Raw genomic sequence first — 25,059 nt, forward strand, 5'->3', positions numbered from 1 at the left:
TACAGATCCTCAACTTCAGGCGCTTAAGTGTGTCGCATGGATGCCCGTTCCGGCTCGCTCCTCTGCGCCCTTGCCGTCTGCGCGACCCTTGTCGCGGGCGTGCCCTTGCGCGCGCAGCAGGCGACGCCGCCCGCGCCGCGTCCCCGCCCGCTGCCGCAGGTGGACACCAATGCCATCAACGCGGACATCAAGGGTGCCGCCGAGTTTCAGGCGCGGGTGCGCTCCGAACTTGATTCGGTGAAAGGCGACCGGGCCCGCTTCAACCAACTCCTTGTGGACACCACAACCCGCCTGCGCACCGTGGAGCAGAAGATCACGGAGCTGGAAGGCCGCATCGCCACTCTGGACACCAATGCCGCCGAGATCCGCACGTCGCTCCTGAAGCGGCGGGATGTGCTGGCGGACGTGCTCGGTGCGCTGGTGCGCATGGGGCGCAATCCGCCGCCCGCTCTGCTGATGCGGCCGGACGATGCGCTGGATGCGGTGCGCTCGGCCATCCTCCTCGGCGCGCTGCTGCCGGAAATGCGGGTGGAGGCGGAGACGCTGGCGGCCGATCTTGCCGATCTGTCGCGCCTGCGTGGCGATCTCTCCAAGGCCCGCGACCAACTGGCCGAACTGCGCACCTCCATGGAGGAGGACCGACGGCGCCTCACCGCTTATGTGGACGAGCGCCAGCGCCGGGTGGCCGAGGACAATAAGGAGCTTCCGCAGGAGAAGGCGCAGGCGGAGGCCGTCGCGAAGTCAACCGGCGATGTGCACGATCTTGTGACCCGGCTCGAAAGCGAGGTGGCCCCGGCCGCCAAGGCGGCCTCCGAAGCGGCCAAGCCCGCGCCGCCGGCGAAGACGGAGGTGGCGGCCCTGAACCCCGCCCGCATCGCGCCCGCGCGCCCCTTCGCCGAGGCCAAAGGCTTGCTGCCATTGCCCGTGGCCGGGGTGCGGCTCAAGGATTTCGGCGCCTCGGACGGGCTCGGCGGCACCGACAAGGGCATCACCTTCGCCACCCGCGCCGGCGCACCCGTGGCGGCTCCGGCGGACGGCTGGGTGGTCTATGCGGGGCCCTTCCGCTCCTATGGACAACTCTTGATCATCAATGCGGGCGGCGGATACCATATTCTGCTGGCGGGCATGGAGCGGATCACCGTTGAGCTGGGACAGTTTGTCCTTGCTGGTGAGCCTGTCGCGGTGATGGGGAGCGTATCGCGGGCGACGCCCGGAGGTACGGCCTCCGGTCAGCCGCAATTGTATGTGGAATTCCGCAAGGACGGAATCTCGATCGACCCCGCCCCCTGGTGGGCGGCAACGGATAGTCAGAAGGTGCGCGGATAATGCGTCGTACGTCTCTCTTCCTCCTTGGCGTTGCGGCCGGTGCGCTGGTGGCCGTGGCCGCCGTGCAACCGCGCCTCTTCCTTGGAACTGCCGCCGAAGCGGCGGCTTCCGACACCTATCGCCAGCTCAGCCTCTTCGGTGACGTGTTCGAGCGCGTCCGCTCCGACTATGTGGAGAAGCCGGACGATGCGAAGCTGATCGAGGCGGCCATCAATGGCATGCTGACCAGCCTCGACCCGCACTCCTCCTACATGGACGCGAAGAGCTTCCGCGACATGCAGGTGCAGACCCGCGGCGAGTTCGGCGGCCTCGGCATCGAGGTGACGATGGAAGACGGCCTCGTGAAGGTCATCGCCCCCATCGACGACACCCCGGCCGCCAAGGCCGGCGTGCAGGCCGGCGACATCATCACCAAGCTCGACGGCGATCAGGTCCAGGGCCTGACCCTGAACCAGGCGGTCGAGAAGATGCGCGGCGCGGTGAACACGCCGATCACCCTCACCATCGTCCGCAAGGGCGCCGAGAAGCCCATCGAGATCAAGGTGGTGCGCGACACCATCAAGGTGAAGGCGGTGCGCGCCCGCGTCGAGGATGGCAACATCGGCTACCTGCGCATCACCTCGTTTAACGAGCAGACCTACGACAACCTGAAGAAGGGCATCGAGGACGTGACCGCCCAGATCGGTCCGGACAAGGTCAAGGGCTACATCATCGACCTGCGCAACAACCCCGGCGGCCTGCTCGATCAGGCCATCGCGGTGTCGGACGCCTTCCTGGAGCGCGGCGAGATCGTCTCGACCCGCGGCCGCAATGCGGATGAGACCCAGCGCTTCTCCGCCCGTGGCGGTGACCTCGTGAAGGGCAAGCCGATCATCGTGCTGGTGAACGGCGGCTCGGCCTCGGCCTCCGAAATCGTGGCCGGTGCCCTGCAGGACCACAAGCGCGCGACCATCCTCGGCTCGCGCTCCTTCGGCAAGGGCTCTGTGCAGACCATCATCCCGCTCGGCGGCAACGGCGCCCTGCGCCTCACCACCGCGCGCTACTACACGCCGTCTGGCCGCTCCATCCAGGCCAAGGGCATCGAGCCGGACATCGTCCTCATCCAGGACATGCCCGCCGAGCAGAAGGCGAAGCTGGAAGCCGTCGGCGCCGACACCACCCGCGGCGAAGCTTCGCTGAAGGGCCATCTGAAGAACGGCGACGACGAGCAGACGGGTTCGCCCTCCTACGTGCCGCCGGATCCGAAGGACGACACGCAGCTCAAGATGGCCAAGGAGCTCATCGAGGGCACGCAGAAGAACGCGGCCTTCCCGCCGAACCCGAACAAGACCAGCCAGTCGAACTGATCTTCCCAGGGTTTCCCGTTCCGAACCCCGCCGCGCCCCGCGCGGCGGGGTTTTCTTTTGCCCGCCCGTTTTCTGCCTGCCAAATGGGCAGCTGCGGAATGGCGAAACGGATGGGAAATCCAGAGATTCCAATGCGATCTGTCAGAAACAAAGATGAATTGATCTATTTTCCACGTCTGTTGCCGGATTCTGATGCGTGGATGGTGGGCTTTTTGCCCAATGCGTGAGCTTGGGCCTGTTTTTTGGACGAGAATGCGTGGAAAACGGGCTGGCACGGCCCTTGCTCCCGATGAGGCATCAGATCGGGAGAGATTTATGCGTTTGGACCGCCGTACCCTCGTCCTCGCGGGCCTTGGCCTTGCGGCCGCTTCCCTGACCGCGCTGCCGGCCCGTGCCGATGCGCTGGACGACATCATGAAGGCCGGCGTCATCAAGATTGCCGTGCCGCAGGATTTCCCGCCCTTCGGTTCGGTCGGGCCGGATCTGAAGCCGGTGGGCTATGACATCGACATGGCCAACCTCATCGCCCAGAAGCTGGGCGTGAAGGCCGAACTGGTGCCGGTGACCAGCGCCAACCGCATCCCCTATCTGCAGACGAAGAAGGTCGATCTCGTCATCTCGAGCCTCGGCAAGAATCCGGACCGCGAGAAGGTGATGGATTTCTCGGTGGCCTATGCGCCCTTCTTCAACGGCGCCTTCGCCCCGGCGGACGTGAAGGTGACAAAGCCGGAAGAACTGGCGGGCCTCACCGTGGGCGTCACCCGCGGCGCAAACGAGGACATCGAGCTCTCGAAGATTGCCCCCGCGACCGCCGACATCAAGCGGTTCGAGGACAACAACGCCACCATCTCCGCCTTCCTCTCCGGCCAGGTGAAGGTGATCGTGACCGGCAACGTAACGGCCGCCGCCATCCTGGCGCGCAACCCCCCGCGCAAGCCGGAGGTGAAGTTCCTGATCAAGGATTCGCCCTGCTACATCGGCCTCAACAAGGATGAGCCCAAGCTGCTGGAGAAGGTGAACGCCATCGTCACCGCCGCCAAGGCGGACGGGGCGCTCAATGCCATCTCCCAGAAGTGGCTCGGCTATCCGCTGCCTGCCGGCTTCTGACCGTCCGGCCGGTTCGGACCCGTGGTCCGCGCCGGCCGCCTTCCCCTGAAGCTCCGCGCGCCGGTCCTTCCGCCCGGCGCGGCTCCGCCCCGGCAGGTTGCTGACGCATGGCCTATACCTTCGATTACGGGGCGATCGTCCCCTATACGCCGCTCATCGCGAAGGGTGTCGGCATCACCGTCGAACTGACGGTGGTGGGCGGCGTGCTCGGCGTGCTGTTCGGCATCGTCTGCGCCTGGGCGCGCAGCCTCGGACCGAAATGGCTGCGCCCGCCGGTGGTGCTTTATGTGGAGCTGATCCGGAACACGCCCTTCCTGATCCAGCTCTTCTTCATCTTCTTCGGCCTGCCCTCGCTCGGCGTCTCGCTGACCGAGATGCAGGCGGCCATCTTCGCCATGGTCATCAATCTCGGCGCCTATGGCTGCGAGATCATCCGGGCCGGCATCGAGGCGACCCCGCGCGGCCAGTTCGAGGCGGGAGCGAGCCTGGCCATGACGCGCATCCAGACCTTCCGCCATGTGGTGCTGGTGCCCGCGCTCCAGCGCATCTGGCCGGCGCTCTCCTCGCAGATCGTCATCGTCATGTTCGGCTCGGCGGTATGCTCGCAGATCGCGGTGGAGGACATCACCTTCGCCGCCCAGTTCATCCAGTCGCGCACCTTCCGCGCTTTCGAGGTCTATATCCTCGCCACCATCCTCTATCTGGTGCTGGCCCTCGTGCTGCGGCAGGTGATGCGCGCGCTCGGCACCCTTCTCTTCCCGCGCCGGAGGGCTGCCCGATGATCCAGTTCACCACCTGGGACATCCTGCGCAACCTGCTGCTGGCGGCGGAATGGACGGTGCTGCTCTCGCTGGTCGCCTTCGTGGGCGGCGGCATCGTGGGGCTGGCCGTGCTGTTCCTGCGCACCGGCCGCAGCCGTGGGCTGCGGCGCGCGGCCATGCTCTATATCGAGCTGATCCAGGGCACGCCGCTGCTGATGCAGCTCTTCCTTTCCTTCTTCGGCCTGTCGCTTCTGGGCTTCGACGTGCCGCCCTGGTTCGCCGCCGGCCTGTCGCTGACGCTCTGGACCTCGGCCTTCCTCGCCGAGATCTGGCGCGGCTGCGTGGAATCCGTCCCGCGCGGCCAGTGGGAGGCCTCCGCCAGCCTCGCCATGACCTATTTCGAGCAGATGCGCCATGTGGTGCTGCCGCAGGCGCTGCGCATCGCGGTGCCGCCGACGGTCGGCTTCTCGGTGCAGGTGGTGAAGGGCACGGCGCTCACCTCGATCATCGGCTTCGTGGAGCTCTCCAAGGCCTCCACCATGATCACCAACGCCACCTTCCAGCCCTTCGTGGTCTACGGCCTCGCCGCCCTCATCTATTTCGCGCTCTGCTGGCCTTTGTCCAAGAGCAGCCAGATCCTGGAAAGGAAGCTGAATGTCGCTCATCGCAATCACTGAGGTGCGCAAGCGTTTCGGCGACAATGAGGTGCTCAAGGGCATCAATCTCGACGTTCAGGCCGGCGAGGTGATCGCCATCATCGGCAAGAGCGGCTCGGGCAAGTCCACGCTCCTGCGCTGCATCAACGGCCTCGAATCCATCGATTCCGGCTCGATCCTCGTGGCCGGCGCCCATCTCGCCCCGGACGATGCGCATCTGCGGGCGCTGCGGCTGAAGGTCGGCATGATCTTCCAGCAGTTCAACCTGTTTCCGCACCTCACCGCCGGGCGCAACGTGATGCTCTCGCCTATGGTGGTGAAGAAGGTTTCCGCCGCCGAGGCGGAGAAGGAGGCGCGCCTGCGCCTCGAACAGGTGGGGCTTGGCCACAAGTTCGATGCCTATCCGGACGAGCTCTCCGGCGGCCAGCAGCAGCGCGTGGCGATCGCCCGTGCGCTGGCCATGCAGCCGCTCGCGCTGCTCTGCGACGAGATCACCTCCGCCCTCGACCCGGAACTGGTGAACGAGGTGCTCCAGGTGGTGGGCAAGCTGGCGCAGGAGGGCATGACGCTCCTCATGGTTACGCATGAGATGCGCTTCGCGCGCGAGGTGTGCGACCGTGTGGTTTTCATGCATCAGGGGCGGGTCCACGAGATCGGCCCGCCGGAAGAGGTGTTCAGCAATCCACAGACGCCTGAGCTGCAGCAGTTCCTCGGCATGAACGCCTGAGGTGGCTCCTCCCTTGGCGGGCGACCGGGCGTGCGGGTTCCATAGCCTTTACCCAAGCGGCACCCCGGTGCTGTGCCCGCGGACGCCGGCTAAGTGACCGCAGGATAAGGCATTCGTGCCCCTGACGCCGGGGGCGGAGGGGGCGGCTCTCCACATCACACGTTGCATTTGCCTCTGGCGCGATGGGGGGGAAATCCCCTATGGGAATTGCCAATGCGCGGCTATGTCTCGTGCGGTGCGTCAATCCAGCACTGGCTTGCCAGATTTTGACCGTGTTGCCGCACGAAAGCGCGTGTGTTAGGGAACCCGCGACGCTCGGGACACAGCACTTAGTGCGGTTCTGGAGCCAAGAAAAATCTTCCCTACAGATCAAGGGCTTGGCCGGTGATTTCCGCGATGAAGTCGCGCGGTTCGGGCAGATCGAGAGAGGTGCGGCTGGTGGAGACGATCGTGTCAGGCATGGCGGGGCGCTATGCAACCGCTCTGTTCGAGTTGGCCGAAGAGGCCGGCTCCACCGACGCCGTGGCGGCGGATCTGGACCGGTTGAAGGGCCTGATCGCGGAAAGCGCGGATCTGGAACGCCTTGTGAAGAGCCCCGTCTTCACCGCCGAAGAGCAGGTGAAGGCGGTGGGCGCGGTTCTGGCCGCCGCCGGCATCACCGGCATTGCAGCAAATTTCGTGAAGCTGGTGGCGCAGAATCGCCGCCTCTTCGCGCTCCCCTCCATGTTCGATGCGTTCGCGGCCCTCGTGGCCGCCAAGCGCGGGCAGACGGTGGCCAAGGTCACCGTGGCCGAGCCGCTGAATGACGCGCATCAGGCAGCGCTGAAAGAGGCGCTCGCGCAGCAGACCGGCAAGGACGTGAGCCTCGACGTCACCGTCGATCCGTCCATCCTCGGTGGTCTCATTGTGAAGCTCGGCTCACGCATGGTCGACGCCTCTCTCAAGACCAAACTCAATTCTATCCGGCATGCGATGAAAGAGGTCCGCTGATGGACATTCGAGCCGCTGAAATCTCCGCGATCCTCAAGGAGCAGATCCAGAACTTCGGCCGCGAGGCGGAAGTCTCCGAGGTGGGTCAGGTTCTGTCCGTCGGCGACGGCATCGCGCGCGTCTACGGCCTCGACAACGTCCAGGCGGGCGAGATGGTCGAGTTCGAGAACGGCACGCGCGGCATGGCGCTGAACCTCGAAATCGACAACGTCGGCGTCGTGATCTTCGGCTCCGACCGCGACATTAAGGAAGGCCAGACCGTCAAGCGCACCGGCGCCATCGTGGACGTGCCGGTCGGCCGTGGCCTCCTCGGCCGCGTCGTGGACGCCCTCGGCAACCCGATCGACGGCAAGGGCCCGATCGAGGCCACCGAGCGCCGCCGCGTGGACGTGAAGGCGCCGGGCATCATCCCGCGCAAGTCCGTGCACGAGCCCATGCAGACCGGTCTCAAGGCGATCGACGCCCTGATCCCGATCGGCCGTGGCCAGCGCGAGCTCATCATCGGTGACCGCCAGACCGGCAAGACCGCCGTGGCGCTCGACGCCATCCTCAACCAGAAGCCCCTGAACGTCGCCGGCGCGCCCGAGAGCCAGAAGCTCTACTGCGTGTACGTCGCGGTCGGCCAGAAGCGCTCCACCGTCGCCCAGTTCGTGAAGGTGCTGGAAGAGCAGGGCGCGCTTGAGTATTCGATCGTCGTCGCGGCTACCGCGTCCGATCCGGCCCCCATGCAGTTCCTGGCGCCCTTCGCCGGCACCGCCATGGGCGAGTATTTCCGCGACAACGGCATGCACGCCCTGATCATCCACGATGACCTGTCCAAGCAGGCCGTGGCCTATCGTCAGATGTCGCTGCTGCTGCGCCGCCCGCCGGGCCGCGAAGCCTATCCCGGCGACGTGTTCTACCTGCACTCCCGCCTGCTCGAGCGCGCCGCCAAGCTCAATGACGAGAACGGCGCCGGTTCGCTGACCGCCCTCCCGGTCATCGAGACCCAGGCGAACGACGTGTCGGCCTACATCCCGACCAACGTGATCTCGATCACCGACGGCCAGATCTTCCTTGAGTCCGACCTGTTCTACCAGGGCATCCGCCCGGCGGTGAACGTCGGCCTCTCGGTGTCGCGCGTGGGCTCCTCGGCCCAGATCAAGGCGATGAAGCAGGTGGCCGGCAAGATCAAGGGCGAGCTCGCCCAGTATCGCGAGCTGGCGGCCTTCGCCCAGTTCGGCTCGGACCTCGACGCTTCGACCCAGAAGTTGCTGAACCGCGGCGCCCGCCTCACCGAGCTGCTGAAGCAGAGCCAGTTCTCCCCCCTCAAGGTGGAAGAGCAGGTGGTGGTGATCTACGCCGGCACCAATGGCTATCTGGACAACCTGCCCCTGAACAAGGTGCGGGAGTTCGAGGCGGGCTTCCTGCTGGCCATGCGCACGCAGCACCAGGATCTGCTCGACACCATCCGGACCTCCAAGGAGCTGTCCAAGGACTCGATCGCGAACCTGACGAAGGCCCTCGACGCCTTCGCCAAGAGCTTCGCCTGATCGTTTCTCTGGACCTCTGACGCAAAGGGACGGGTGCGATGGCGAGCCTGAAAGACCTCCGTAACCGCATCGCCTCTGTGAAGGCGACGCAGAAGATCACCAAGGCGATGCAGATGGTCGCCGCGGCGAAGCTGCGTCGCGCCCAGATGGCCGCGGAAGCCGCCCGCCCCTATGCGGAGCGGATGGACAGCGTGCTCGGCAACATCGCGTCCGGCGTGACCCTGAGCGCGGACACGCCGCTGCTGCTGTCCGGCACGGGCAAGGACGAGAAGCACATGCTTCTCGTCTGCACCTCGGAGCGCGGCCTGTGCGGCGCGTTCAACACCAACATCGTCCGCGCGGTGCGCGAGCGGGCGAACCTCCTGATCGGCCAGGGCAAGGACGTGAAGTTCTTCTGCGTCGGCCGCAAGGGCTATGACCAGCTGCGCCGGCTCTATCCGGGCCAGATCGTTGAGCTGGTGGACCTGCGCTCTGTGCGCAACCTGGGCTTCGTGAACGCCCACGACATCGCCGAGAAGATCATCGACCGCTTCAACAAGGGCGAGTTCGATGTCTGCACCCTGTTCTTCTCGCACTTCAAGAGCGTGATCTCACAGGTGCCCACCGCCCAGCAGATCATTCCCGCGACCTTCGAGAAGGCCGAGGGTCCGAGCGCGGTCTATGACTACGAACCCGAAGAGAGCGAGATCCTTGCCGATCTCCTGCCCCGCAACGTGGCGGTGCAGATCTTCCGCGCGCTCCTGGAAAACCAGGCCTCCTTCTACGGCTCGCAGATGAGCGCCATGGACAACGCCACGCGCAACGCGGGCGACATGATCAAGAAGCAGACGCTGATCTACAACCGCACCCGCCAGGCCATGATCACGAAGGAACTCATCGAGATCATCTCCGGCGCGGAAGCGGTCTGACGGCGGCGCGGCCTCAAGGATAAAAGGACGTACGAATATGGCGAACAAGAGCGGACGCATCACCCAGGTTATCGGCGCCGTCGTCGACGTGCAGTTCGATTCCCACCTGCCGGAAATCCTGAACGCCCTCGAGACGACCAATCAGGGCAACCGCCTCGTGCTCGAGGTCGCCCAGCACCTCGGCGAGAACACCGTCCGCACCATCGCCATGGACTCCACCGAGGGTCTCGTGCGCGGTCAGGCCGTGCAAGACACCGGTGGCCCGATCATGGTGCCGGTCGGCGAGGCGACCCTCGGCCGCATCATGAACGTGATCGGCGAAGCCGTGGACGAACTCGGCCCGGTGGTCGGCGAGGCCAAGCGCGCCATCCACCAGCAGGCCCCGTCCTATTCCGAGCAGTCCACGGAAGCCGAGATGCTCGTCACGGGCATCAAGGTGGTGGACCTGCTGGCGCCTTACTCCAAGGGCGGCAAGATCGGCCTGTTCGGCGGCGCTGGCGTCGGCAAGACCGTGCTCATCATGGAGCTCATCAACAACATCGCGAAGGCGCACGGCGGCTACTCCGTGTTCGCCGGCGTCGGTGAGCGCACCCGCGAGGGCAACGATCTCTATCACGAGATGATCGAGTCCAAGGTGAACGTGGACCCGCACGAGAACAACGGCTCCTCCGCCGGCTCCAAGTGCGCCCTCGTGTACGGCCAGATGAACGAGCCTCCGGGCGCCCGCGCCCGCGTCGCGCTCACCGGCCTCACCGTCGCCGAGCACTTCCGCGACCAGGGCCAGGACGTGCTGTTCTTCGTGGACAACATCTTCCGCTTCACCCAGGCCGGCTCGGAAGTGTCGGCGCTCCTCGGCCGCATTCCCTCGGCGGTGGGCTATCAGCCGACGCTCGCCACCGACATGGGCGCCCTTCAGGAGCGCATCACCACCACCACCAAGGGTTCGATCACCTCGGTGCAGGCCATCTACGTGCCCGCCGACGATCTGACCGACCCGGCGCCCGCCGCGTCCTTCGCCCATCTCGACGCGACCACCGTGCTCTCGCGCTCCATCGCCGAGAAGGGCATCTATCCGGCGGTGGACCCGCTGGACTCCACCTCGCGCATCCTCTCCCCGCTGGTCATCGGCGAGGAGCACTACAATGTGGCGCGTCAGGTGCAGCAGACGCTCCAGCGCTACAAGGCGCTGCAGGACATCATCGCGATCCTGGGCATGGACGAGCTCTCCGAAGAGGACAAGCTCACCGTGGCCCGCGCCCGCAAGATCGAGCGCTTCCTGTCGCAGCCCTTCCACGTGGCGGAAGTGTTCACCGGTTCGCCCGGCAAGCTGGTCGACCTCGCCGACACCATCAAGGGCTTCAAGGGCCTGGTGGAAGGCAAGTACGACCACCTGCCCGAGCAGGCCTTCTATATGGTCGGCACCATCGAAGAAGCCATCGAGAAGGGCAAGAAGCTGGCCGCCGAGGCCGCCTGAGCCTGATGGTTCGGGGCACCTTTCGGTGCCCGTGAGATTGAACCGCCGGACCTCGTGTCCGGCGGTTGCGGCATAAAGGGGCGAGACCCCGCGGGGCGAAACCGGGTGACCGGCGCCGTCGTTGGATGGACGGCATCGCTCAGGTCGGAGAATGAAGATGGCCACCTTTTCTTTCGAGCTTGTGTCGCCGGAGCGGCTCGTGTTCTCCGGGCAGGTCACCGAGGTGGTGGTGCCCGGCAGCGAGGGCCAGTTCGGCGTGATGGCGGGCCATGCCCCGTTCATCTCCACGCTGAGCGCCGGCATCCTCACCATCAAGGGTGAGGGCGCCGACAAGCGCCTGTTCGTGCGCGGCGGCTTCGCCGAGGCCAATCCGGCTGGCCTCACGGTCCTGGCCGAGCAGGCGACCCCGGTGGAGAGCTTCGACCGCGCCGAGCTTCAGCAGCTCATCAAGAATGCGCAGGAAGACGTGGCGGATGCCAAGTCGGACGAAGCCCGCCAGAAGGCGGCGAGCAACCTCGCCGACCTCCAGCAGGTGGCCGCCCTTCTCGACGGCGCCGCGCCCACCGCGCACTGATTTTCGCCCACCGGCGTTTGTGAAGCGGCCCCCCTGCGGGGCCGTTTTGCGTTTCGGGTGACGCGGGGACGGCCGTTCGGTTTCGCTCACCGCGGGCTATGATCCGCCGTTCGAGGACGCTTCCATGACCCAGACCGGCACGCCCACCTTCGACCAGCTCCGCGTGTTCCTCGCGGTGGTGGATGCGGGCAGCTTCACGGCGGCGGCCCGTCGCCTCGGCCGCGCGACGTCGGTGGTCAGCTACGCCATCACCAATCTGGAGACCCAGCTCGGGGTCGCCCTCTTCGACCGCACCCATGCCAAGACACCGGAACTCACCGAGGCAGGCCGGGCGGTGCTGGTGGAGGCGCGCACCGTCGCCAATGGGATGGACGGCCTGCGCGCCAAGGTGAAGGGACTGCTGGAGGGCCTTGAGCCGGAGGTGCATCTCGCCCTCGACGTCATGCTGCCCGCCGCCCGCGTCGTCGATGCCCTGAAAGGCTTCGCGGAGGCCTTTCCAACGGTGACGCTGCGCCTCTATGTGGAGGCTCTCGGCGCGGTGGGCGAGATGGTGGTGAGCGGCCGGGCCAGCCTCGGCGTCTCCGGCGCCGTGCTGGCGCTGCCCGACAATGTCGAGCGCATCTCCATCGGGGCGGTGGAACTGGTGCCTGTGGCGGCCCCGGACCATCCGCTGGCCCGAGCGGCCCACAATGCGCCCGGCGCCGGGCGCGACCACGTACAGCTTGTCCTCACCGACCGTTCGCGCCTCACCGAGGGCCAGGAGTTCGCCGTGCTCGGCACCCGCACATGGCGGCTCGCGGATCTCGGCTCCAAGCACATGCTGCTGCGCGAGGGGGTCGGCTGGGGCAACATGCCGGAGCCGATGATCCGCGAGGACCTCGCCGCCGGCCGCCTGGTGCGGCTCGACCTGCCGGACATGCGGGCGATCTCCTATCCGCTCCAGGCCATCCACCGCAGCGGAGCCCCGCCCGGCCCGGCCGGAAGCTGGCTCATCCGCCGCTTTCAGGCGCAGGCATGCGAGGAAGCGAAAACGGCAGGGGCCTGAACGGTTTACCGCGCCAGCGCCGGGCGCATGGCGCAAGCCCGAGCAATGCCGCAGCGTCGGTGGTGCTCACCGGCGGAAGCCACCAAGTTGCACTGCAACACGGCCGCGCGAATCGTGGCGCGGCCCGCCTTCCCCGAAAGTTGCATCATGCGCCTTTCCGCCCCGTCCGCCGTCCCGGCGCCCTCGTTCCGCCTGGGGCTTCTCGGCGCGCTCGTTACCGTGGCCATCTGGACCACCTGGATCACCACCACCCGCGTCGCCATGCACGGGCGCACGCCCTTGGCACCGGAACTTCTGGCCTTCATCCGCTTCGGTACGGCGACGCTGCTGCTCGCCCCCTTCTGGTGGCGCTTCCGCCTGTTTCCGCGCCAGTCACCGCCGCTGGCCTTGCTCGGCCTCATGGCGGCGGGGCTGCCCTATCAGTTCCTCGTGCTCTGGGGGCTGCATTTCGCGCCAGTCTCCACCGCCGGGCCGCTGCTGGCGGGCACGCTGCCGCTCTTCATCGGCATTCTTTCGGCCGTGGTGCTCCGGGAGCGGCTCACGCCGCTGCGCATCCTCGGTATCGCCCTCATCACGCTCGGTGTGCTCGCCATCAGTGGTGAGGGCATCGCCTCGCTGACGGGGGACACATGGCGGGGCGCCCTCGCCATTCTAGGTGCCGCCTTCGCCTGGTCGCTCTATACGGTTGCCTTCCGCTACAGCCGCCTCAGTGGCATTGAGGCGGCGGCCTTCGTCGGTGTCTGGTCGCTGGTGGTCCTGCTGCCGTTCGAGGCCGGCAACATCTGGACTGCCGTACAGGCGACGCCGGTGGCGCTGCTGGCGCAGCAACTGGTCACGCAAGGCCTGCTGGCGGGCGTGGTCTCTCTGCTCACCTATACGACCGCCGTCCGGCATCTCGGGCCGGCACGGGCGACGGCCCTCACCGCACTCACCCCGCCGGCGGCGCTTCTGACAGCAACGCTGCTGCTCGGCGAGCATCCGCAGCTGGAGGAGCTGATCGGCTGCGGCTTCATCGTGGCGGGCGTCGTCGCCGCGAGCGGCGCGCTGTCACGGGCGCGCGCCTGAAATGGAAACGCCGGCAGGATGACCTGCCGGCGGTGCATGCTGGGGTCTTCGAGAGCCTGAGATCAGGCCGGCTCGGAGCGGGTGCGGGTGGTCTCGTAGAGGAACCACGTGCGGCGCTCCGCCTCGTCGATCCAGTTTTCGATCAGGCTCGCCGTCGCGACGTCATTGTGTTCGTCGCACAGGTCGTGGGTTTCCCGCAGGAAGGCGGTGAACTGGAGATTGTCGTCGCGCAGCTCGGCCAGCATGTCGAGGGGCGTCACATACTCCGCATCATTGTCCTCGATGCGCTGGAGGCGGGTGGCATGGCCCAGCGAGCGCAGCGTGGTGCCGCCGATCTTGCGCGCGCGCTCGGCCACGTCGTCGGTCATGGCGAAGATCTGGTCCGCCTGCTCGTCCAGCAGCAGGTGATAGTCGCGGAAATGCGGGCCGGACATATGCCAGTGGAAGTTCTTCGTCTTCAGATAGAGGGCGAAGGTGTCGGCCAGCAGCGTGGTGAGCGCGGCGGCGATGTCCTTGGTGGCGTTGGTGGGCAGGTTGGAAGGCGTCTGGAGGGCCGCCGTCTGGCGGGACTTCGGCGCGGCTTTGGTCGCGGGCATGGCAATGTCTCCTGAGGCAAGCGCGCGGAGCGCCGCCGGCGGGCGGGCTCCGTGAACCGGTCCGGTTACGACCCTAGAGAACGTCAGCGGAGCAATATTGTTCGATCGCAGCATTCCTTGCCGCGGGGCCGTGCGCTCTGCGCTCAGCGGGCGAGAAAGGTCCGCCGCGCCGCCTGAACCTCGGTGGTGATGAAGCGCTCCACCTCCTCGATGCGCTTGAGCCCGCGCATGTCCGCATGGACCGCCAGCCAGTAGGCGCGCTCGAAGCGCATCTGGGGGAGCACGGGCACGAGGTCCGCGTCCGGCGCGGCGGCATAATCGTGCAGGATGCCGATGCCGACGCCTGCGCGCACCGCCTCCATCTGGCCGGCGACGCTGGCACATTCGAAGCGCCGGGCGCAGAGGCCGGTCAGCGCCTCCATGTAATCGAGGCCGGGGCTGTAGGTGAGATCCTGCACATAGGTCACCGCCATCCGGTCCTTCAGATCCTCCGGCGTCTCGATGGGACCGAAGCGGTCGAGGTGCGCGCGCGCGGCATAGAGGCTGAGCGAATAGCCGGTGAGCTTGCGCCCCACGAGCCGCCCCGTGCGCGGCCGGTCCAGCACCACCGCAATGTCCGCCTCGCGCCGGGACAAGGAGAAGGTGCGGGGCAGGGGCACCAGCTGGATGACGAGATCGGGATGGAGGGCCGCGAAGGCGGCAAGGCGGGCGGCCAGGAAATAGGTGCCGAAGCCGTCCGGCGCGCCGATGCGCACGGTGCCCGAAAGCGTGAGGTCCGCATTGCCCAGCAGCGACTGGGCCTTCACCATTTCGCTCTCCACCCGTTCGGCGATGGCAAGCAACTGCTCGCCCGCCGGCGTCGGCACGCAGCCGGTTGGGCTGCGCTCGAACACCTTGGCGCCGAGGTCCGCCTCCAGCGCGTTCAGCCGACGGGTGACGGTGGCGTGGTCGAGGCCGAGCTTGCGTGCCGCCCCCAGCATCTGCCCCTCCCGCGCCACGGCGAGGAAGACGCGGGCATGGTCCCAGTTCATGGGGTGCGCCTATATCTGCATAATGGTTGGGCTGTCTTACCCGTTGATCCGCGCGGATGCCAGACCGACAGTGCGCCCGACCCTTCACCCCTCAACCCAGATTCCTGAAGGAACGGCGGGCATGGACACCATCGGCCATTACATCAACGGTCAGGCGATCGGCGCTGGCGCCGGCGAGCGCAGCGCGCCCACCTTCACGCCGGCCACGGGGGAGCAGATCGGCACCGTACTGTTGGCGAGCGCCGCCCGCGTGGACGAGGCGGTGCGCGCCGCCGCCGCCGCTCTCCCGGCCTGGGCCGCGACACCGGCGCTCAGCCGCGCCCGCATCATGTTCCGCTTCAAGGAACTGCTGGACCGCAATCTGGACCGTCTCGCCGTCCTCATCACCCGCGAGCACGGCAAGACGGTGGAGGACGCCAAGGGCGAACTCATCCGCGGCCTGGAGGTGGTGGAGTTCGCCTGCGGCATCCCGCATCTGCTGAAGGGCGAGTTCTCCGATCAGGTGGGGCGCGGCATCGACGTCTTCTCGCAGCGCCATCCGGTGGGCGTTTGCGCGGGCATCACGCCGTTCAACTTCCCGGCCATGGTGCCCATGTGGATGTTCCCAGTGGCCATCGCCTGCGGCAACACCTTCGTGCTGAAGCCCTCCGAGAAGGATCCGTCCACGGCGCTGGTGCTGGCGGAACTGCTGGCGGAAGCCGGCCTGCCCAAGGGCGTGTTCAATGTGGTGAACGGCGACAAGGAGGCGGTCGACGCCCTGCTGACCCATCCGAAGGTGGCGGCGGTGAGCTTCGTCGGCTCCACGGCGGTGGGTGAATATGTCTATCGCACCGCCTGCGCCCACGGAAAGCGCGCGCAGGCGCTCTGCGGCGCCAAGAACCACCTCGTGGTGATGCCCGACGCCGATCTCGACAAGACCGTGGATGCGCTCATGGGCGCGGGCTATGGCTCGGCCGGGGAGCGCTGCATGGCGGTGTCCGTGGCGGTGGCCGTGGGCGGCATCGGCGATGCGCTGATGGACAAGCTGGCGCCCCGCGTGCGGGCGCTCAAGGTCGGTCCCGGCACCGATCCGGACAGCGAGATGGGCCCGCTCATCACCAGGGAGCACCTCGCCAAGGTGTCCGGCTATGTGGACCTCGGCGTCACCGAAGGCGCCAAGCTCGTGGTGGACGGCCGTGGCCTGAAGCTCCAGGGCCACGAGAACGGCTATTATATCGGTGGCTGTCTGTTCGACGATGTCACGCCGGACATGCGCATCTACAAGGAAGAGATCTTTGGTCCCGTCCTTTCCGTGGTCCGCGTGCCGGCATTCGATGACGCGCTGAAGCTCGTGAACGAGCACGAATATGGCAACGGCACCGCCATCTTCACCCGTGACGGCGACACCGCCCGCGCCTTCGATTACGGCGTGCAGGCGGGCATGGTGGGCATCAACGTGCCGATCCCGGTGCCCGTGGCCTTCCATTCCTTCGGCGGCTGGAAGCGGTCCATCTTCGGTGATCGCAACGTCTATGGCATGGAGGGCGTGGGCTTCTACACCCGCGTCAAGACCACCACGGCACGCTGGCCCAACGGCCAGCGGGGCGGCGCCGAGTTCGTCATGCCCGTGATGTCCTGACGGTCATCGGGTCACCAGACGAGAAAAGGCCCCCGTCGTCATTGGCGGGGGCCTTTTTCATTGAACCGGGGGCGGAAGGTCAGTCGCGCGGGTCGGCGTCGTCCTTGCCATGCTTGATGGTGATTGCCGGCGGATCGCTGGCGGGAAACGTGTCCTCCAGAGCCTCGTCCAGCAGGTCGGATTCCGCTTCCTTGCCGGAGGAAGCCGCAGGCTTCGTGTCGGGTGTGTCTTCTGCGCCGGTGAAGTGGCCGGGGGCCGGCGGATCGCTCGCGGGGAAGGTTTCCTTCAGCGTATCGTCCAGCGCCCGTTCCGGCTTGCGCGGTGTGGCGTGTGCGGTCATGGCCATCCTCTTGTCTGCGCGAAGGCGCTCTGCCTCCGCATTGTCGCCTGTCCCTGCCCGCGCGTCTTGCCGGAAAGCGCGGGCAGGCGGCCTTCACAAAAGACAACGCTGCCGCAGCGGGATCGGTTTCAGCCAAGCTTGCGCGCGAGGGGTCAGGCGAGCGGCTGGCGGGCCTGGTCGAGCAAAGCGAGGCGTCGTTTCACCTCTGGCCGGTCCAAGAGCTGGGCCGTCGCCCCCGGCTGGCGCCGCCGCCAGTTGGGGTGGTCGTCCACGGTGCCCGGCAGGTTGGGCTGCTCGCTTTCGCCCAGAACGTCCTCCAGCGGGATGATGACCAGCGGCGCGGTCGTGCGCCCAACGAAGCCGAGGGCGGCATCGACTGCGGCATCCGGCTCGGTGGCGGCGGGTGGCGGCGTGCCGTCGCCGATGGTGGACCACAAGGCGTGCCGGTCCGCCTCGCGCTCGGCCCGCGCGGCCGGCTCGTCTATGCCTTCGCCGAGCAGGCCGAGGGGCGCGCGCCAGTCGATGTCGCGCCCGCGCCACCAGCCGGCGACGGTGGGCAAATCGTGCGTGCCGGTGACCGCCATGGCGGTGGGCAGATATTCGCCCGCCGTCTTGAAGCGCGGCCCCTCGCGCTCGAACCACAGCACCTGCATGCCGAGGATCTGCCGGCTGGCGAGCGTCTCGCGGAAGCCATCGGGCACGGTGCCAAGATCTTCGCCGGTCACGATGGTGCGGTGGCGCTGGGATTCCAGCGCCACCAGCCGGATCAGATCCTCGAAGGGATAGGCGAGATAGGCCCCGTCCTTCGGATCGGCCCCGTCCGGCACCATCCACAGGCGCAGCAGGCCCATCACATGGTCGATCCGCACCCCACCCACATGGGCCATGCTGGCGCGCAGCATGGCGATGAAGGAGCGGAAACCCGAGGCAACGAGGGCGCGCGGGGAGAAGGCGGCGAGCCCCCACGCCTGCCCGAGCGAGTTGAGCAGGTCCGGCGGTGCGCCGATGGAGAGGCCGATCAGCATGTCGTCCGGCGCGCTCCAGCACTGGCTGCCGCCGCCGTCGCAGCCCACCGCCAGATCGCCGATGAGGCCCACGGGCATGCCGGCCGCGCGGGCGGCCGCCTGCGCGCTCGCCAGGCCATGCGCCGCCGCCCATTGCAGGAAGGCGTGGAATTCCACCTCCGATCCGTGCTCGCGGGCAAAGGCCGCTACCGCCGGGCTCGTCGCATCGCGGTACTCGCCGGGCCAGGTGCGCCAGTTCCAGCGGTGAAGGTCCGAGCCCCAGATATGAGCATGCAGCGCCTCGAAGCGGGCGTGGCCCTCGAGGGCCTGGCCCCGGGCGCGGCGGAAGTCCGCATAGGCGGCAACGAGATCCGGGCGCGCCGGCAGTTCGGTGTCGAACAGGCGGCGCAACAGGGCGAGGCGCGCCGGGCCGGCGCGTACCCAGTCCACCAGCGGAGCGCTCTCGCAGGCGGAGAGGATGCCGCCGAGGGAGAGAGCGTCCGCGGCCTGCCGCACGGCATCGGTGCCGAACAGACCGGCGGGGTCCACATGCAGCACGTTGAGGAAGAGCCGGCTCGATGGTGCATAGGGGCTGAAGTGATGCGGATCGGCCGAAAAGGCCGCATGCACCGGGCTCAGCACCGTCGCCGAGGCACCGGCCCCTGCGGCGTGGCGCACGAAGTCGGACAGGGCGGTGAAGTCGCCGATGCCGCCGTCGCCCGGTCGCTTCAGCCCATAGAGCTGGACCCCCAGTCCCCAAAGCCGAGCCCGTTCGTCTCCGGTGGCGTCGGCGATGGAAAAGCACCGCTCCGGCGCGATGGCGAGCGTCACGTCCAGCCCGCCCGCCTCCAGCCTGTGATAGCCGGGCACGTTGAGCGCCGGCAGGTCCAGCCCGCCGCCTTGGCTTTCGCCCTCCACCAGCCCGCCCTCCTCCAGCGTGATGCGCCAGCGCATCGGCCCGCTGCCGGGCAGGGGCACCCGCAGGGGCGCACCCACGTCGCCGGTCACGAGCGGCGGGGTGGGGACCGCCGTGTGCCGGAGGCCGTCAAGGCTCTCGCGCGCCAGCGCATCGGTCTCCGCCGGCAGGCCGAGCGCACCGAGGATGGCGCGCAGGGCATGGGGCGGCACCGTCTGCGGGCGGCCGAAGGCATCGTGCCAGTGCGGCGAGACGCCGGCCGCGCGCGCGAGGTCGTGGAGGGTATCGTCCATGGGTCGGTTCAGCCTTGGCGCGGCGTCAGGAAGAGGGTGGCGAGCGGGGGCAGGGTGAGGGACAGGCTGAAGGGCAGGCCGTGGCTCCCGATGGCCTCCGCCTCCACCGAACCGCCATTGCCCACGCCCGAGCCGGCATAGGCCGCGGCGTCCGTATTGACCGCCTCGAGCCACGGGCCGCCGTCCGGCACGCCGATGCGATAGGCCTCGCGCGGCACCGGCGTCATGTTGGCGACCACCAGCACCGGCGGCGCGCCGGGCGCGTGACGGAAGAAGGCGAAGACGGAATTGGCGCTGTCGTCACCGATGATCCAGGAGAAGCCGTCCGGCGTCGCGTCGCGGGCATGGAGGGCCGGCAGGTCCGCATAGGTGGCGTTGAGGTCGGCCACCAGCTTCTGAATGCCCGCATGGGCAGGCTGCTCCAGCAGATGCCACGGAATGACGCCGTCGTGGTTCCACTCGTCCGGCTGGGCGATCTCGCAGCCCATGAACAGCAGCTTCTTGCCCGGATGGCCCCACATGAGCCCGAGATAGGCGCGCAGGTTCGCCATGCGCTGCCAGTCGTCGCCGGGCATGCGGGCCAGCAGCGAGCCTTTGCCGTGCACCACCTCGTCGTGGGAGATGGGCAGGATGAAGCGCTCGGAGAAGGCGTAGACGAGGCCGAAGGTGATGTCGTCGTGGTGATGGCGGCGGTGGATACTGTCGTGCTCAATGTAGCGCAGCGTGTCGTGCATCCACCCCATGTTCCACTTGAAGGAAAAGCCGAGCCCGCCCTCGCTCACCGGCGCCGTGACGCCAGGCCACGCGGTGCTTTCCTCCGCGATGACGATCGCGCCCGGTGCCCGTTCCGCGACCATGGCGTTGAGCCGCTGGAGGAAGGCGACCGCCTCCAGATTCTCGCGCCCGCCATGGATGTTGGGGACCCACTCGCCGGGCTTTCGGGAATAGTCGCGGTAGAGCATCGAGGCCACCGCATCGACCCTGAGCCCATCCACATGGAAGCGCCGCAGCCATTCCAGGGCCGAGGCGATCAGGAAGCCGGACACCTCGCGCCGCCCGAAATTGTAGATCAGCGTGTTCCAGTCGGGGTGGAAGCCCTCCCGCGGATCAGCATGCTCATAAAGCGCCGTGCCGTCGAAATGGCCGAGGCCGTGGGCGTCATTGGGAAAGTGCGCCGGTACCCAGTCGAGGATCACGCCGATACCGGCGGCATGGCAGCGGTCCACGAAACGGGCAAAGGCCTCCGGCGGACCGAAGCGGGCGGTGGGCGCGAACAGGCCGAGCGGCTGATAGCCCCAGGAGCCACCGAAGGGGTGCTCCATGATGGGCAGGAACTCCACGTGGCTGAAGCCCATCCGCTGCACATAGGGGAGCAGCCGGTCGGCGAGTTCATCCCAGTTCGGGCTGCGGTGGCCGTCCGCCTCGATGCGGATCCAGGAGCCGGGATGCACCTCATAGATGGAGATGGGCGCCTCAGGCCCCTGCCGGCCGGCGCGGCCAGCCATCCATGCCGCGTCGCTCCAGTGGAACGGCGCGGGACTGCTGACGATGGAGGCGGTGGCGGGCGGCAGCTCTGCCGCGCGGGCGAGGGGGTCCGCCTTCAGCGGCAGCAGCGTGCCGTCCGGACCTAGCAGCTCGAACTTGTAACGCGCGCCGGCCCGCACGCCGGGCAGGAAGATTTCCCACACGCCCGACTGGCGCAGCCGCATGGGATGGCGGCGGCCGTCCCATAAGTTGAAGTCGCCCACCACGGAAACGCGCCGGGCGTTCGGCGCCCAAAGCGCGAAGCGCACACCCTCCACGTCTCCGACCCGCACCACATGGGCGCCGAGCATCTCCGAAAGGTCGAGATGAGTGCCCTCAGCGATCAGATAGAGGTCGAGATCGCCCAGCAGTGGCCCGAAGGCGTAAGGGTCTTCGGTCTCCTCCACGGTTCCGTCCGGCCAGGTGATGCGCAGGAGATAGGGGCCTGCGCCCTCTGGCAGCCGGCCGGCGAACAGGCCGGCGGGGTGGATCTTTGCCAGTTGCACGGTCATTCCGGCTGGCCCCACGTGCACCTCCACAGTGGCGGCGCCCGGCTGAAAAGTGCGCACGATGGGCGTGCCATCCACCATGTGCCGGCCGAGCAGGCTGAAAGCGTCGCCATGGCGGCCCTCGACCAGCGCCGCGAGGGCGCCGGCTTCGGGCGCAAGCGTGCGGTCGATGGGGTCCGCGAGGGTCATGAGCACTCTCCAATGGATGTGGGGCCGACGCGGCACGCCGCCGCGTCGGGAAAGGGAGCCGGGGCGGCAGCCGCGCTCATGCGGGCTGGCCGGCGACGGGCGCTTCGGTGTCCACGTCCTCGCATCCGGCAAGGCGAACGGCGAGCGCATGCAGGCGCCGGACAGGACCTGCGAGCCAGGACGGCCGTTCGGCCGCCTCCCGGCGGATGTCGCGGGCCACTTCCGAGAGCAGGAAGAGATCGAGCAGCGCCCGGTCCCGCGTCACGACGGGGGGAGCCGCTTCAAAATAGCCGTTGAGGAAGGCGCGTTCCGCCCGCGCGCGCACCCGGCGGATCAGGCCGAGCCGCTCGCCCCCGTCGCCTACACCCGTATTCTCGTAAGATGCGGAGGCCAGCGTGCTGGCGGCGAAATCCAGCGAATGCAGGAGATCAGCGACATCGCGCCACGGGCTGCTCTTCGCCCGCCGCTCGGCGAGCGGGCGGGAGGGCTCCGCCTCGAAGGCGACGATATAGGCATCGCCCGCCACCGCCAGCACGTGGCCGAGGTGGAAGTCGCCATGGGTGCGGATGAGGAGCGCCCCGTCCGCCGACCCCGAGAGGCGCCGGATGGCGGCCATCAAGGGCTCGCGCACGGCCAGGATCGTGGCCGCGAGATCCTGTGTTTCCCTGTCCGCTCCTGCCGATAGCCCGGCCAGAGCATCGAGCGCCTCGCCCATCTCGCGGCAGCCGGCTTCCGCCCAGGCGGCGGTCTCCGCTTCCCCGGCGGTTGCGGGCAGGAAGGCCTCATACACGCTCTCGGTGGCGAGCAGGGCGTGGAATTCCGCGAGGCGCCGGCCGATGGCGCGCAGGAATGGTGTGAGGCTCGACACATGCTCTTCGAAGCGCGCGTCCCGGTCCTGCGGCGTGGCGGTGGTCTCGTCGAGCGCCCGGCGCAACTGGTCGAGCGTCCAGGACCAGCCGTCGCCCTGATGGGCGACGAAGCCCAGCATCAGGCCGAGGAGGGCGGTTTCGCCCTGCGGCGAGACCCGCAGCAGTTCACCCAGCAGGGGCGGGGTGTTGGCATAGCCGCGCTCGGTGAGATAGCGGGCCACCTCGCTTTCCGGATGCCCGCCATAGACGGTGCGGCGGACCACCTTGATGACCGCCGAGGTGCCGATGGTGATGGTGGAATTCGCCCGCTCGGCGGCGCTGCGCTCGATGGGCGCGTCCGGCGGGATGTCGATCTCGCCCAGCGCCCGCGTGGGCACGAAGCGCAGTTCGCCGCCGTCGGGCAGCGGCATCACCGCCTTGCGCCGCAGGGCCCGGCCGAGGGCATGGGGCAGAGCGTCCGAGGTGAGCGCGTCGGTGAGATAGCCCACGCGCCGCCCCTTGCGCACGCGGGTCAGGGCCAGTTGGGGAACAAGGGCAGACGGACTCTGGTCCTCCCAGACGATGGTGAGCGGCAAAGCGTAATGCTCGATGGACCCGCCATGTTCGACCACGATGTCAGCGAACTGGAAGTCGTTCTCCTTGCCCGGCAACGCCGCGGTGAGGGCAAGGCGCGCGCCCGTGATGGTCTCGTTGCGTCCGCCGAACCAGCGGCGCCGGTCGAGATAGGCGGGCAGCGCGTCGCGCTCGATGACGGCAAGGTTCCGGCCCGCGAGAGCGTCCGACAGTCCTTCCTTCACCACCAGCGTCGTGAATTCCGGCAGCTGTTCCGGCGGAATGGTGTGCCAGGACGGCTCAGCCTCGTCCTTGGAGAGCTGGAAGGCGTACATGCCGTACGGCGGAATGGTCAGCAGATACGGCAGCCGCCCGACCGGCGGAAAGGGCGTGCCGCCGGCCATGGAGACGGGCACGCGATGCTCGAATTCCTGAAGGTCCAGCTCCACTGCCTGCAGCGTGTGCGAGAGGTTGGCGACACACAGGATGGTCTCGCCGTCATATTCGCGCAGATAGGCAAGGATCTTGCGGTTGCCGGGATAGAGCAGGCGGAAGCTGCCGCGCCCGAAGGCCCGTGAGCGGCGGCGGATCGCCAGCATCTGGCGCATCCAGTTCAGCAGCGAATGCGGGTCGCGGGTCTGCGCCTCCACATTCAGGGCATTGTAGCCATAGAGCGGATCCTGAATGGGCGGCAGGACCAGTTGTTCGGGGTCGGCGCGGGAGAAACCGCCATTGCGGTCCGGCGACCACTGCATGGGCGTGCGCACACCGTCGCGATCGCCCAGATGGATGTTGTCGCCCATGCCGATCTCGTCGCCATAATAGATGACGGGCGTGCCGGGCATGGTGAGGAGGAGGCCGTTCATCAATTCGATGCGCCGGCGGTCGCGCGCCAGCAGCGGGGCGAGGCGGCGGCGGATGCCGAGATTGAGCCGCGCCCTCCGGTCCGCCGCATAGACGCTCCAGAGATAGTCGCGCTCGGAATCCGTCACCATTTCGAGCGTCAGCTCATCATGGTTGCGCAGGAAGATGGCCCACTGGCAGGTCTCGGGGATTTCCGGCGTCTGGCGCAGGATGTCGGTGATGGGGAAGCGGTCTTCCTTGGCGATGGCCATGTACATGCGCGGCATCAGCGGGAAGTGGAACGCCATGTGGCATTCGTCCGCATTCAGCCCGAAGTATTGCTGGGTGTCCTCCGGCCACATGTTGGCCTCGGCCAGCAGCATGCGGCCCTGATAATTGGCATCGAGATGGGTGCGGATCTTGCGCAGGATCTCGTGGGTCTCGGGCAGGTTCTCGTTGGAGGTGCCTTCGCGCTCGATCAGATAGGGCACCGCGTCGAGCCGCAGGCCATCGACGCCGATGTCCAGCCAGAAGCGCATGACCGAGAGCACGCGCTCCAGCACCTCCGGATTGTCGAAGTTGAGGTCCGGCTGATGGGAATAGAAACGGTGCCAGAAATACTGGCCTGCGACCGGATCATAGGTCCAGTTGGACTTCTCCGTATCAAGGAAGATGATGCGCGTGCCGCCATAGCCCTGATCGTCATCGGCCCAGACGTAGAAGTTCCGCTCGGGCGAGCCCTTCGGCGCCTGACGGGCGCGCTGGAACCAGGGATGCTGGTCCGACGTATGATTGATGACGAGTTCGGTGATGACGCGAAGGCCGCGGGCATGGGCGGCTTCGATGAAGCGCCGGGCGTCCTCCATGGTGCCATAGTCGGGCGAGACGCCTTCGTAGAGGGAGATGTCATAGCCATCGTCCCGCCGGGGCGAGGGATAGAAGGGCAGGAGCCAGATGGTGTCGGCGCCGAGTTCGGCGATGTAGTCCAGCTTGGCCAGCAGGCCGGGGAAGTCGCCGATTCCGTCATTGTTGGAATCGAAGAACGACTTCACATGGAGCTGGTAGATGACCGCATCCTTGTACCAGAGCGGGTCCATGTCAGGGCGCGCGGCGGCATCCATGGCTCATCCTCCCCGCGTCTGGGTGGCGCGCCGCTGGAACGGCGAGGGAGCGGCGGCGGAGGTCGGGGAGAGGGGCGCGCGCGGGATATGCATGGGTCTCGTCGAACGGGATCAAGAATGACGCGCCCCCGCCGTGTGGCGAC

20 protein-coding genes are annotated in these 25,059 nt (G+C 67.7%); 14 read left to right on the forward strand and 6 right to left on the reverse strand.

What is annotated here, in order from left to right:
• Positions 1 to 36: 36 nt before the first annotated feature.
• From DFO45_RS00310 to DFO45_RS00370, 13 genes are all read left to right on the forward strand, one after another.
• Positions 37 to 1,326 carry a peptidoglycan DD-metalloendopeptidase family protein gene (locus DFO45_RS00310; protein WP_043879685.1) on the forward strand — a complete coding sequence of 430 codons (1,290 nt, stop codon included), beginning with the start codon at positions 37 to 39 and terminating at the stop codon, positions 1,324 to 1,326.
• The gene (locus DFO45_RS00315) at positions 1,323 to 2,672 is read left to right on the forward strand and encodes a S41 family peptidase (protein WP_043879684.1); all 1,350 of its coding nucleotides are present in this window, start codon (positions 1,323 to 1,325) and stop codon (positions 2,670 to 2,672) included. Before DFO45_RS00310 ends, DFO45_RS00315 begins: the two co-directional genes overlap by 4 nt.
• Positions 2,673 to 2,987: 315 nt before the next feature.
• Entirely contained in the window at positions 2,988 to 3,779 is a 792-nt protein-coding gene (locus DFO45_RS00320) for a transporter substrate-binding domain-containing protein (RefSeq protein WP_133863331.1), read from the forward strand.
• A gap of 107 nt (positions 3,780 to 3,886) precedes the next feature.
• On the forward strand, positions 3,887 to 4,561 hold the full coding sequence (locus tag DFO45_RS00325; RefSeq protein WP_012172651.1) for an amino acid ABC transporter permease: 675 nt from the start codon (positions 3,887 to 3,889) through the stop codon (positions 4,559 to 4,561).
• A complete protein-coding gene (locus DFO45_RS00330) occupies positions 4,558 to 5,217 on the forward strand; it encodes an amino acid ABC transporter permease (RefSeq protein WP_133863332.1) in 660 nt (219 codons plus the stop codon). Before DFO45_RS00325 ends, DFO45_RS00330 begins: the two co-directional genes overlap by 4 nt.
• Positions 5,195 to 5,923, forward strand: coding sequence for an amino acid ABC transporter ATP-binding protein (locus DFO45_RS00335; protein ID WP_043879683.1), 729 nt, complete (start codon positions 5,195 to 5,197; stop codon positions 5,921 to 5,923). Before DFO45_RS00330 ends, DFO45_RS00335 begins: the two co-directional genes overlap by 23 nt.
• Positions 5,924 to 6,352: 429 nt before the next feature.
• Positions 6,353 to 6,913, forward strand: coding sequence for a F0F1 ATP synthase subunit delta (locus tag DFO45_RS00340; protein WP_012172648.1), 561 nt, complete (start codon positions 6,353 to 6,355; stop codon positions 6,911 to 6,913).
• On the forward strand, positions 6,913 to 8,445 hold the full coding sequence (atpA, locus tag DFO45_RS00345; RefSeq protein ID WP_012172647.1) for a F0F1 ATP synthase subunit alpha: 1,533 nt from the start codon (positions 6,913 to 6,915) through the stop codon (positions 8,443 to 8,445). The genes DFO45_RS00340 and atpA overlap by 1 nt, the downstream gene beginning before the upstream one ends.
• 38 nt (positions 8,446 to 8,483) lie before the next feature.
• Positions 8,484 to 9,353, forward strand: a complete 870-nt coding sequence (locus DFO45_RS00350; protein ID WP_133863333.1) for a F0F1 ATP synthase subunit gamma — start codon at positions 8,484 to 8,486, stop codon at positions 9,351 to 9,353.
• 37 nt (positions 9,354 to 9,390) lie between these two features.
• Positions 9,391 to 10,827 carry a F0F1 ATP synthase subunit beta gene (gene atpD / locus DFO45_RS00355; RefSeq protein ID WP_133863334.1) on the forward strand — a complete coding sequence of 479 codons (1,437 nt, stop codon included), beginning with the start codon at positions 9,391 to 9,393 and terminating at the stop codon, positions 10,825 to 10,827.
• Positions 10,828 to 10,984: 157 nt separating this feature from the next.
• Entirely contained in the window at positions 10,985 to 11,401 is a 417-nt protein-coding gene (locus tag DFO45_RS00360; protein ID WP_012172644.1) for a F0F1 ATP synthase subunit epsilon, read from the forward strand.
• A 124-nt stretch (positions 11,402 to 11,525) separates the two neighbouring features.
• Positions 11,526 to 12,446, forward strand: a complete 921-nt coding sequence (locus DFO45_RS00365; RefSeq protein ID WP_133863335.1) for a LysR family transcriptional regulator — start codon at positions 11,526 to 11,528, stop codon at positions 12,444 to 12,446.
• A gap of 147 nt (positions 12,447 to 12,593) precedes the next feature.
• Positions 12,594 to 13,511 (forward strand): DMT family transporter, encoded by a 918-nt coding sequence (locus DFO45_RS00370; protein ID WP_166657014.1) that lies wholly within the window; start codon positions 12,594 to 12,596, stop codon positions 13,509 to 13,511.
• A 62-nt stretch (positions 13,512 to 13,573) separates the two neighbouring features.
• Here DFO45_RS00370 and DFO45_RS00375 read toward each other — a convergent pair whose 3' ends face one another.
• Together DFO45_RS00375 and DFO45_RS00380 are read right to left on the reverse strand one after the other, a co-directional pair.
• Complete coding sequence (locus DFO45_RS00375) at positions 13,574 to 14,107, reverse strand: DNA starvation/stationary phase protection protein (RefSeq protein ID WP_133863337.1); 534 nt, start codon at positions 14,105 to 14,107, stop codon at positions 13,574 to 13,576.
• Positions 14,108 to 14,250: 143 nt separating this feature from the next.
• Positions 14,251 to 15,138, reverse strand: a complete 888-nt coding sequence (locus DFO45_RS00380; protein WP_133863338.1) for a LysR family transcriptional regulator — start codon at positions 15,136 to 15,138, stop codon at positions 14,251 to 14,253.
• Positions 15,139 to 15,259: 121 nt separating this feature from the next.
• Between DFO45_RS00380 and DFO45_RS00385 the strand changes: the two genes are divergently transcribed.
• Positions 15,260 to 16,756 carry a CoA-acylating methylmalonate-semialdehyde dehydrogenase gene (locus DFO45_RS00385; protein ID WP_133863339.1) on the forward strand — a complete coding sequence of 499 codons (1,497 nt, stop codon included), beginning with the start codon at positions 15,260 to 15,262 and terminating at the stop codon, positions 16,754 to 16,756.
• A 79-nt stretch (positions 16,757 to 16,835) separates the two neighbouring features.
• On the opposite strand, the gene DFO45_RS00390 is transcribed toward DFO45_RS00385, so the two are convergent.
• The 4 genes from DFO45_RS00390 to treS all read right to left on the reverse strand — a co-directional run bounded on the left by DFO45_RS00390 (position 16,836) and on the right by treS (position 24,916).
• Positions 16,836 to 17,096 (reverse strand): hypothetical protein, encoded by a 261-nt coding sequence (locus tag DFO45_RS00390; protein WP_245517910.1) that lies wholly within the window; start codon positions 17,094 to 17,096, stop codon positions 16,836 to 16,838.
• 152 nt (positions 17,097 to 17,248) lie between these two features.
• On the reverse strand, positions 17,249 to 19,309 hold the full coding sequence (malQ, locus tag DFO45_RS00395) for a 4-alpha-glucanotransferase (RefSeq protein ID WP_133863341.1): 2,061 nt from the start codon (positions 19,307 to 19,309) through the stop codon (positions 17,249 to 17,251).
• Between the two features lie 8 nt (positions 19,310 to 19,317).
• Positions 19,318 to 21,531, reverse strand: coding sequence for a 1,4-alpha-glucan branching protein GlgB (gene glgB / locus DFO45_RS00400; protein ID WP_133863342.1), 2,214 nt, complete (start codon positions 21,529 to 21,531; stop codon positions 19,318 to 19,320).
• A 76-nt stretch (positions 21,532 to 21,607) separates the two neighbouring features.
• The gene (gene treS, locus DFO45_RS00405) at positions 21,608 to 24,916 is read right to left on the reverse strand and encodes a maltose alpha-D-glucosyltransferase (RefSeq protein ID WP_133863343.1); all 3,309 of its coding nucleotides are present in this window, start codon (positions 24,914 to 24,916) and stop codon (positions 21,608 to 21,610) included.
• Between the last annotated feature and the right edge of the window lie 143 nt (positions 24,917 to 25,059).

The sequence above is a fragment of the Azorhizobium sp. AG788 genome, from assembly GCF_004364705.1.
GTDB classification, from domain to species: Bacteria; Pseudomonadota; Alphaproteobacteria; order Rhizobiales; family Xanthobacteraceae; genus Azorhizobium; species Azorhizobium caulinodans.

Bases quoted from the DNA above. Each gene is read 5' to 3' on its own strand.
- DFO45_RS00310 (WP_043879685.1), top strand. From the start codon at position 37: ATGGATGCCCGTTCCGGCTCGCTCCTCTGCGCCCTTGCCGTCTGCGCG.
- DFO45_RS00320 (WP_133863331.1), top strand. From the start codon at position 2,988: ATGCGTTTGGACCGCCGTACCCTCGTCCTCGCGGGCCTTGGCCTTGCG.
- DFO45_RS00325 (WP_012172651.1), top strand. From the start codon at position 3,887: ATGGCCTATACCTTCGATTACGGGGCGATCGTCCCCTATACGCCGCTC.
- DFO45_RS00330 (WP_133863332.1), top strand. From the start codon at position 4,558: ATGATCCAGTTCACCACCTGGGACATCCTGCGCAACCTGCTGCTGGCG.
- DFO45_RS00335 (WP_043879683.1), top strand. From the start codon at position 5,195: ATGTCGCTCATCGCAATCACTGAGGTGCGCAAGCGTTTCGGCGACAAT.
- atpA (WP_012172647.1), top strand. From the start codon at position 6,913: ATGGACATTCGAGCCGCTGAAATCTCCGCGATCCTCAAGGAGCAGATC.
- DFO45_RS00350 (WP_133863333.1), top strand. From the start codon at position 8,484: ATGGCGAGCCTGAAAGACCTCCGTAACCGCATCGCCTCTGTGAAGGCG.
- atpD (WP_133863334.1), top strand. From the start codon at position 9,391: ATGGCGAACAAGAGCGGACGCATCACCCAGGTTATCGGCGCCGTCGTC.
- DFO45_RS00360 (WP_012172644.1), top strand. From the start codon at position 10,985: ATGGCCACCTTTTCTTTCGAGCTTGTGTCGCCGGAGCGGCTCGTGTTC.
- DFO45_RS00365 (WP_133863335.1), top strand. From the start codon at position 11,526: ATGACCCAGACCGGCACGCCCACCTTCGACCAGCTCCGCGTGTTCCTC.
- DFO45_RS00370 (WP_166657014.1), top strand. From the start codon at position 12,594: ATGCGCCTTTCCGCCCCGTCCGCCGTCCCGGCGCCCTCGTTCCGCCTG.
- DFO45_RS00375 (WP_133863337.1), bottom strand. From the start codon at position 14,107: ATGCCCGCGACCAAAGCCGCGCCGAAGTCCCGCCAGACGGCGGCCCTC.
- DFO45_RS00380 (WP_133863338.1), bottom strand. From the start codon at position 15,138: ATGAACTGGGACCATGCCCGCGTCTTCCTCGCCGTGGCGCGGGAGGGG.
- DFO45_RS00385 (WP_133863339.1), top strand. From the start codon at position 15,260: ATGGACACCATCGGCCATTACATCAACGGTCAGGCGATCGGCGCTGGC.
- DFO45_RS00390 (WP_245517910.1), bottom strand. From the start codon at position 17,096: ATGACCGCACACGCCACACCGCGCAAGCCGGAACGGGCGCTGGACGAT.
- malQ (WP_133863341.1), bottom strand. From the start codon at position 19,309: ATGGACGATACCCTCCACGACCTCGCGCGCGCGGCCGGCGTCTCGCCG.
- glgB (WP_133863342.1), bottom strand. From the start codon at position 21,531: ATGACCCTCGCGGACCCCATCGACCGCACGCTTGCGCCCGAAGCCGGC.
- treS (WP_133863343.1), bottom strand. From the start codon at position 24,916: ATGGATGCCGCCGCGCGCCCTGACATGGACCCGCTCTGGTACAAGGAT.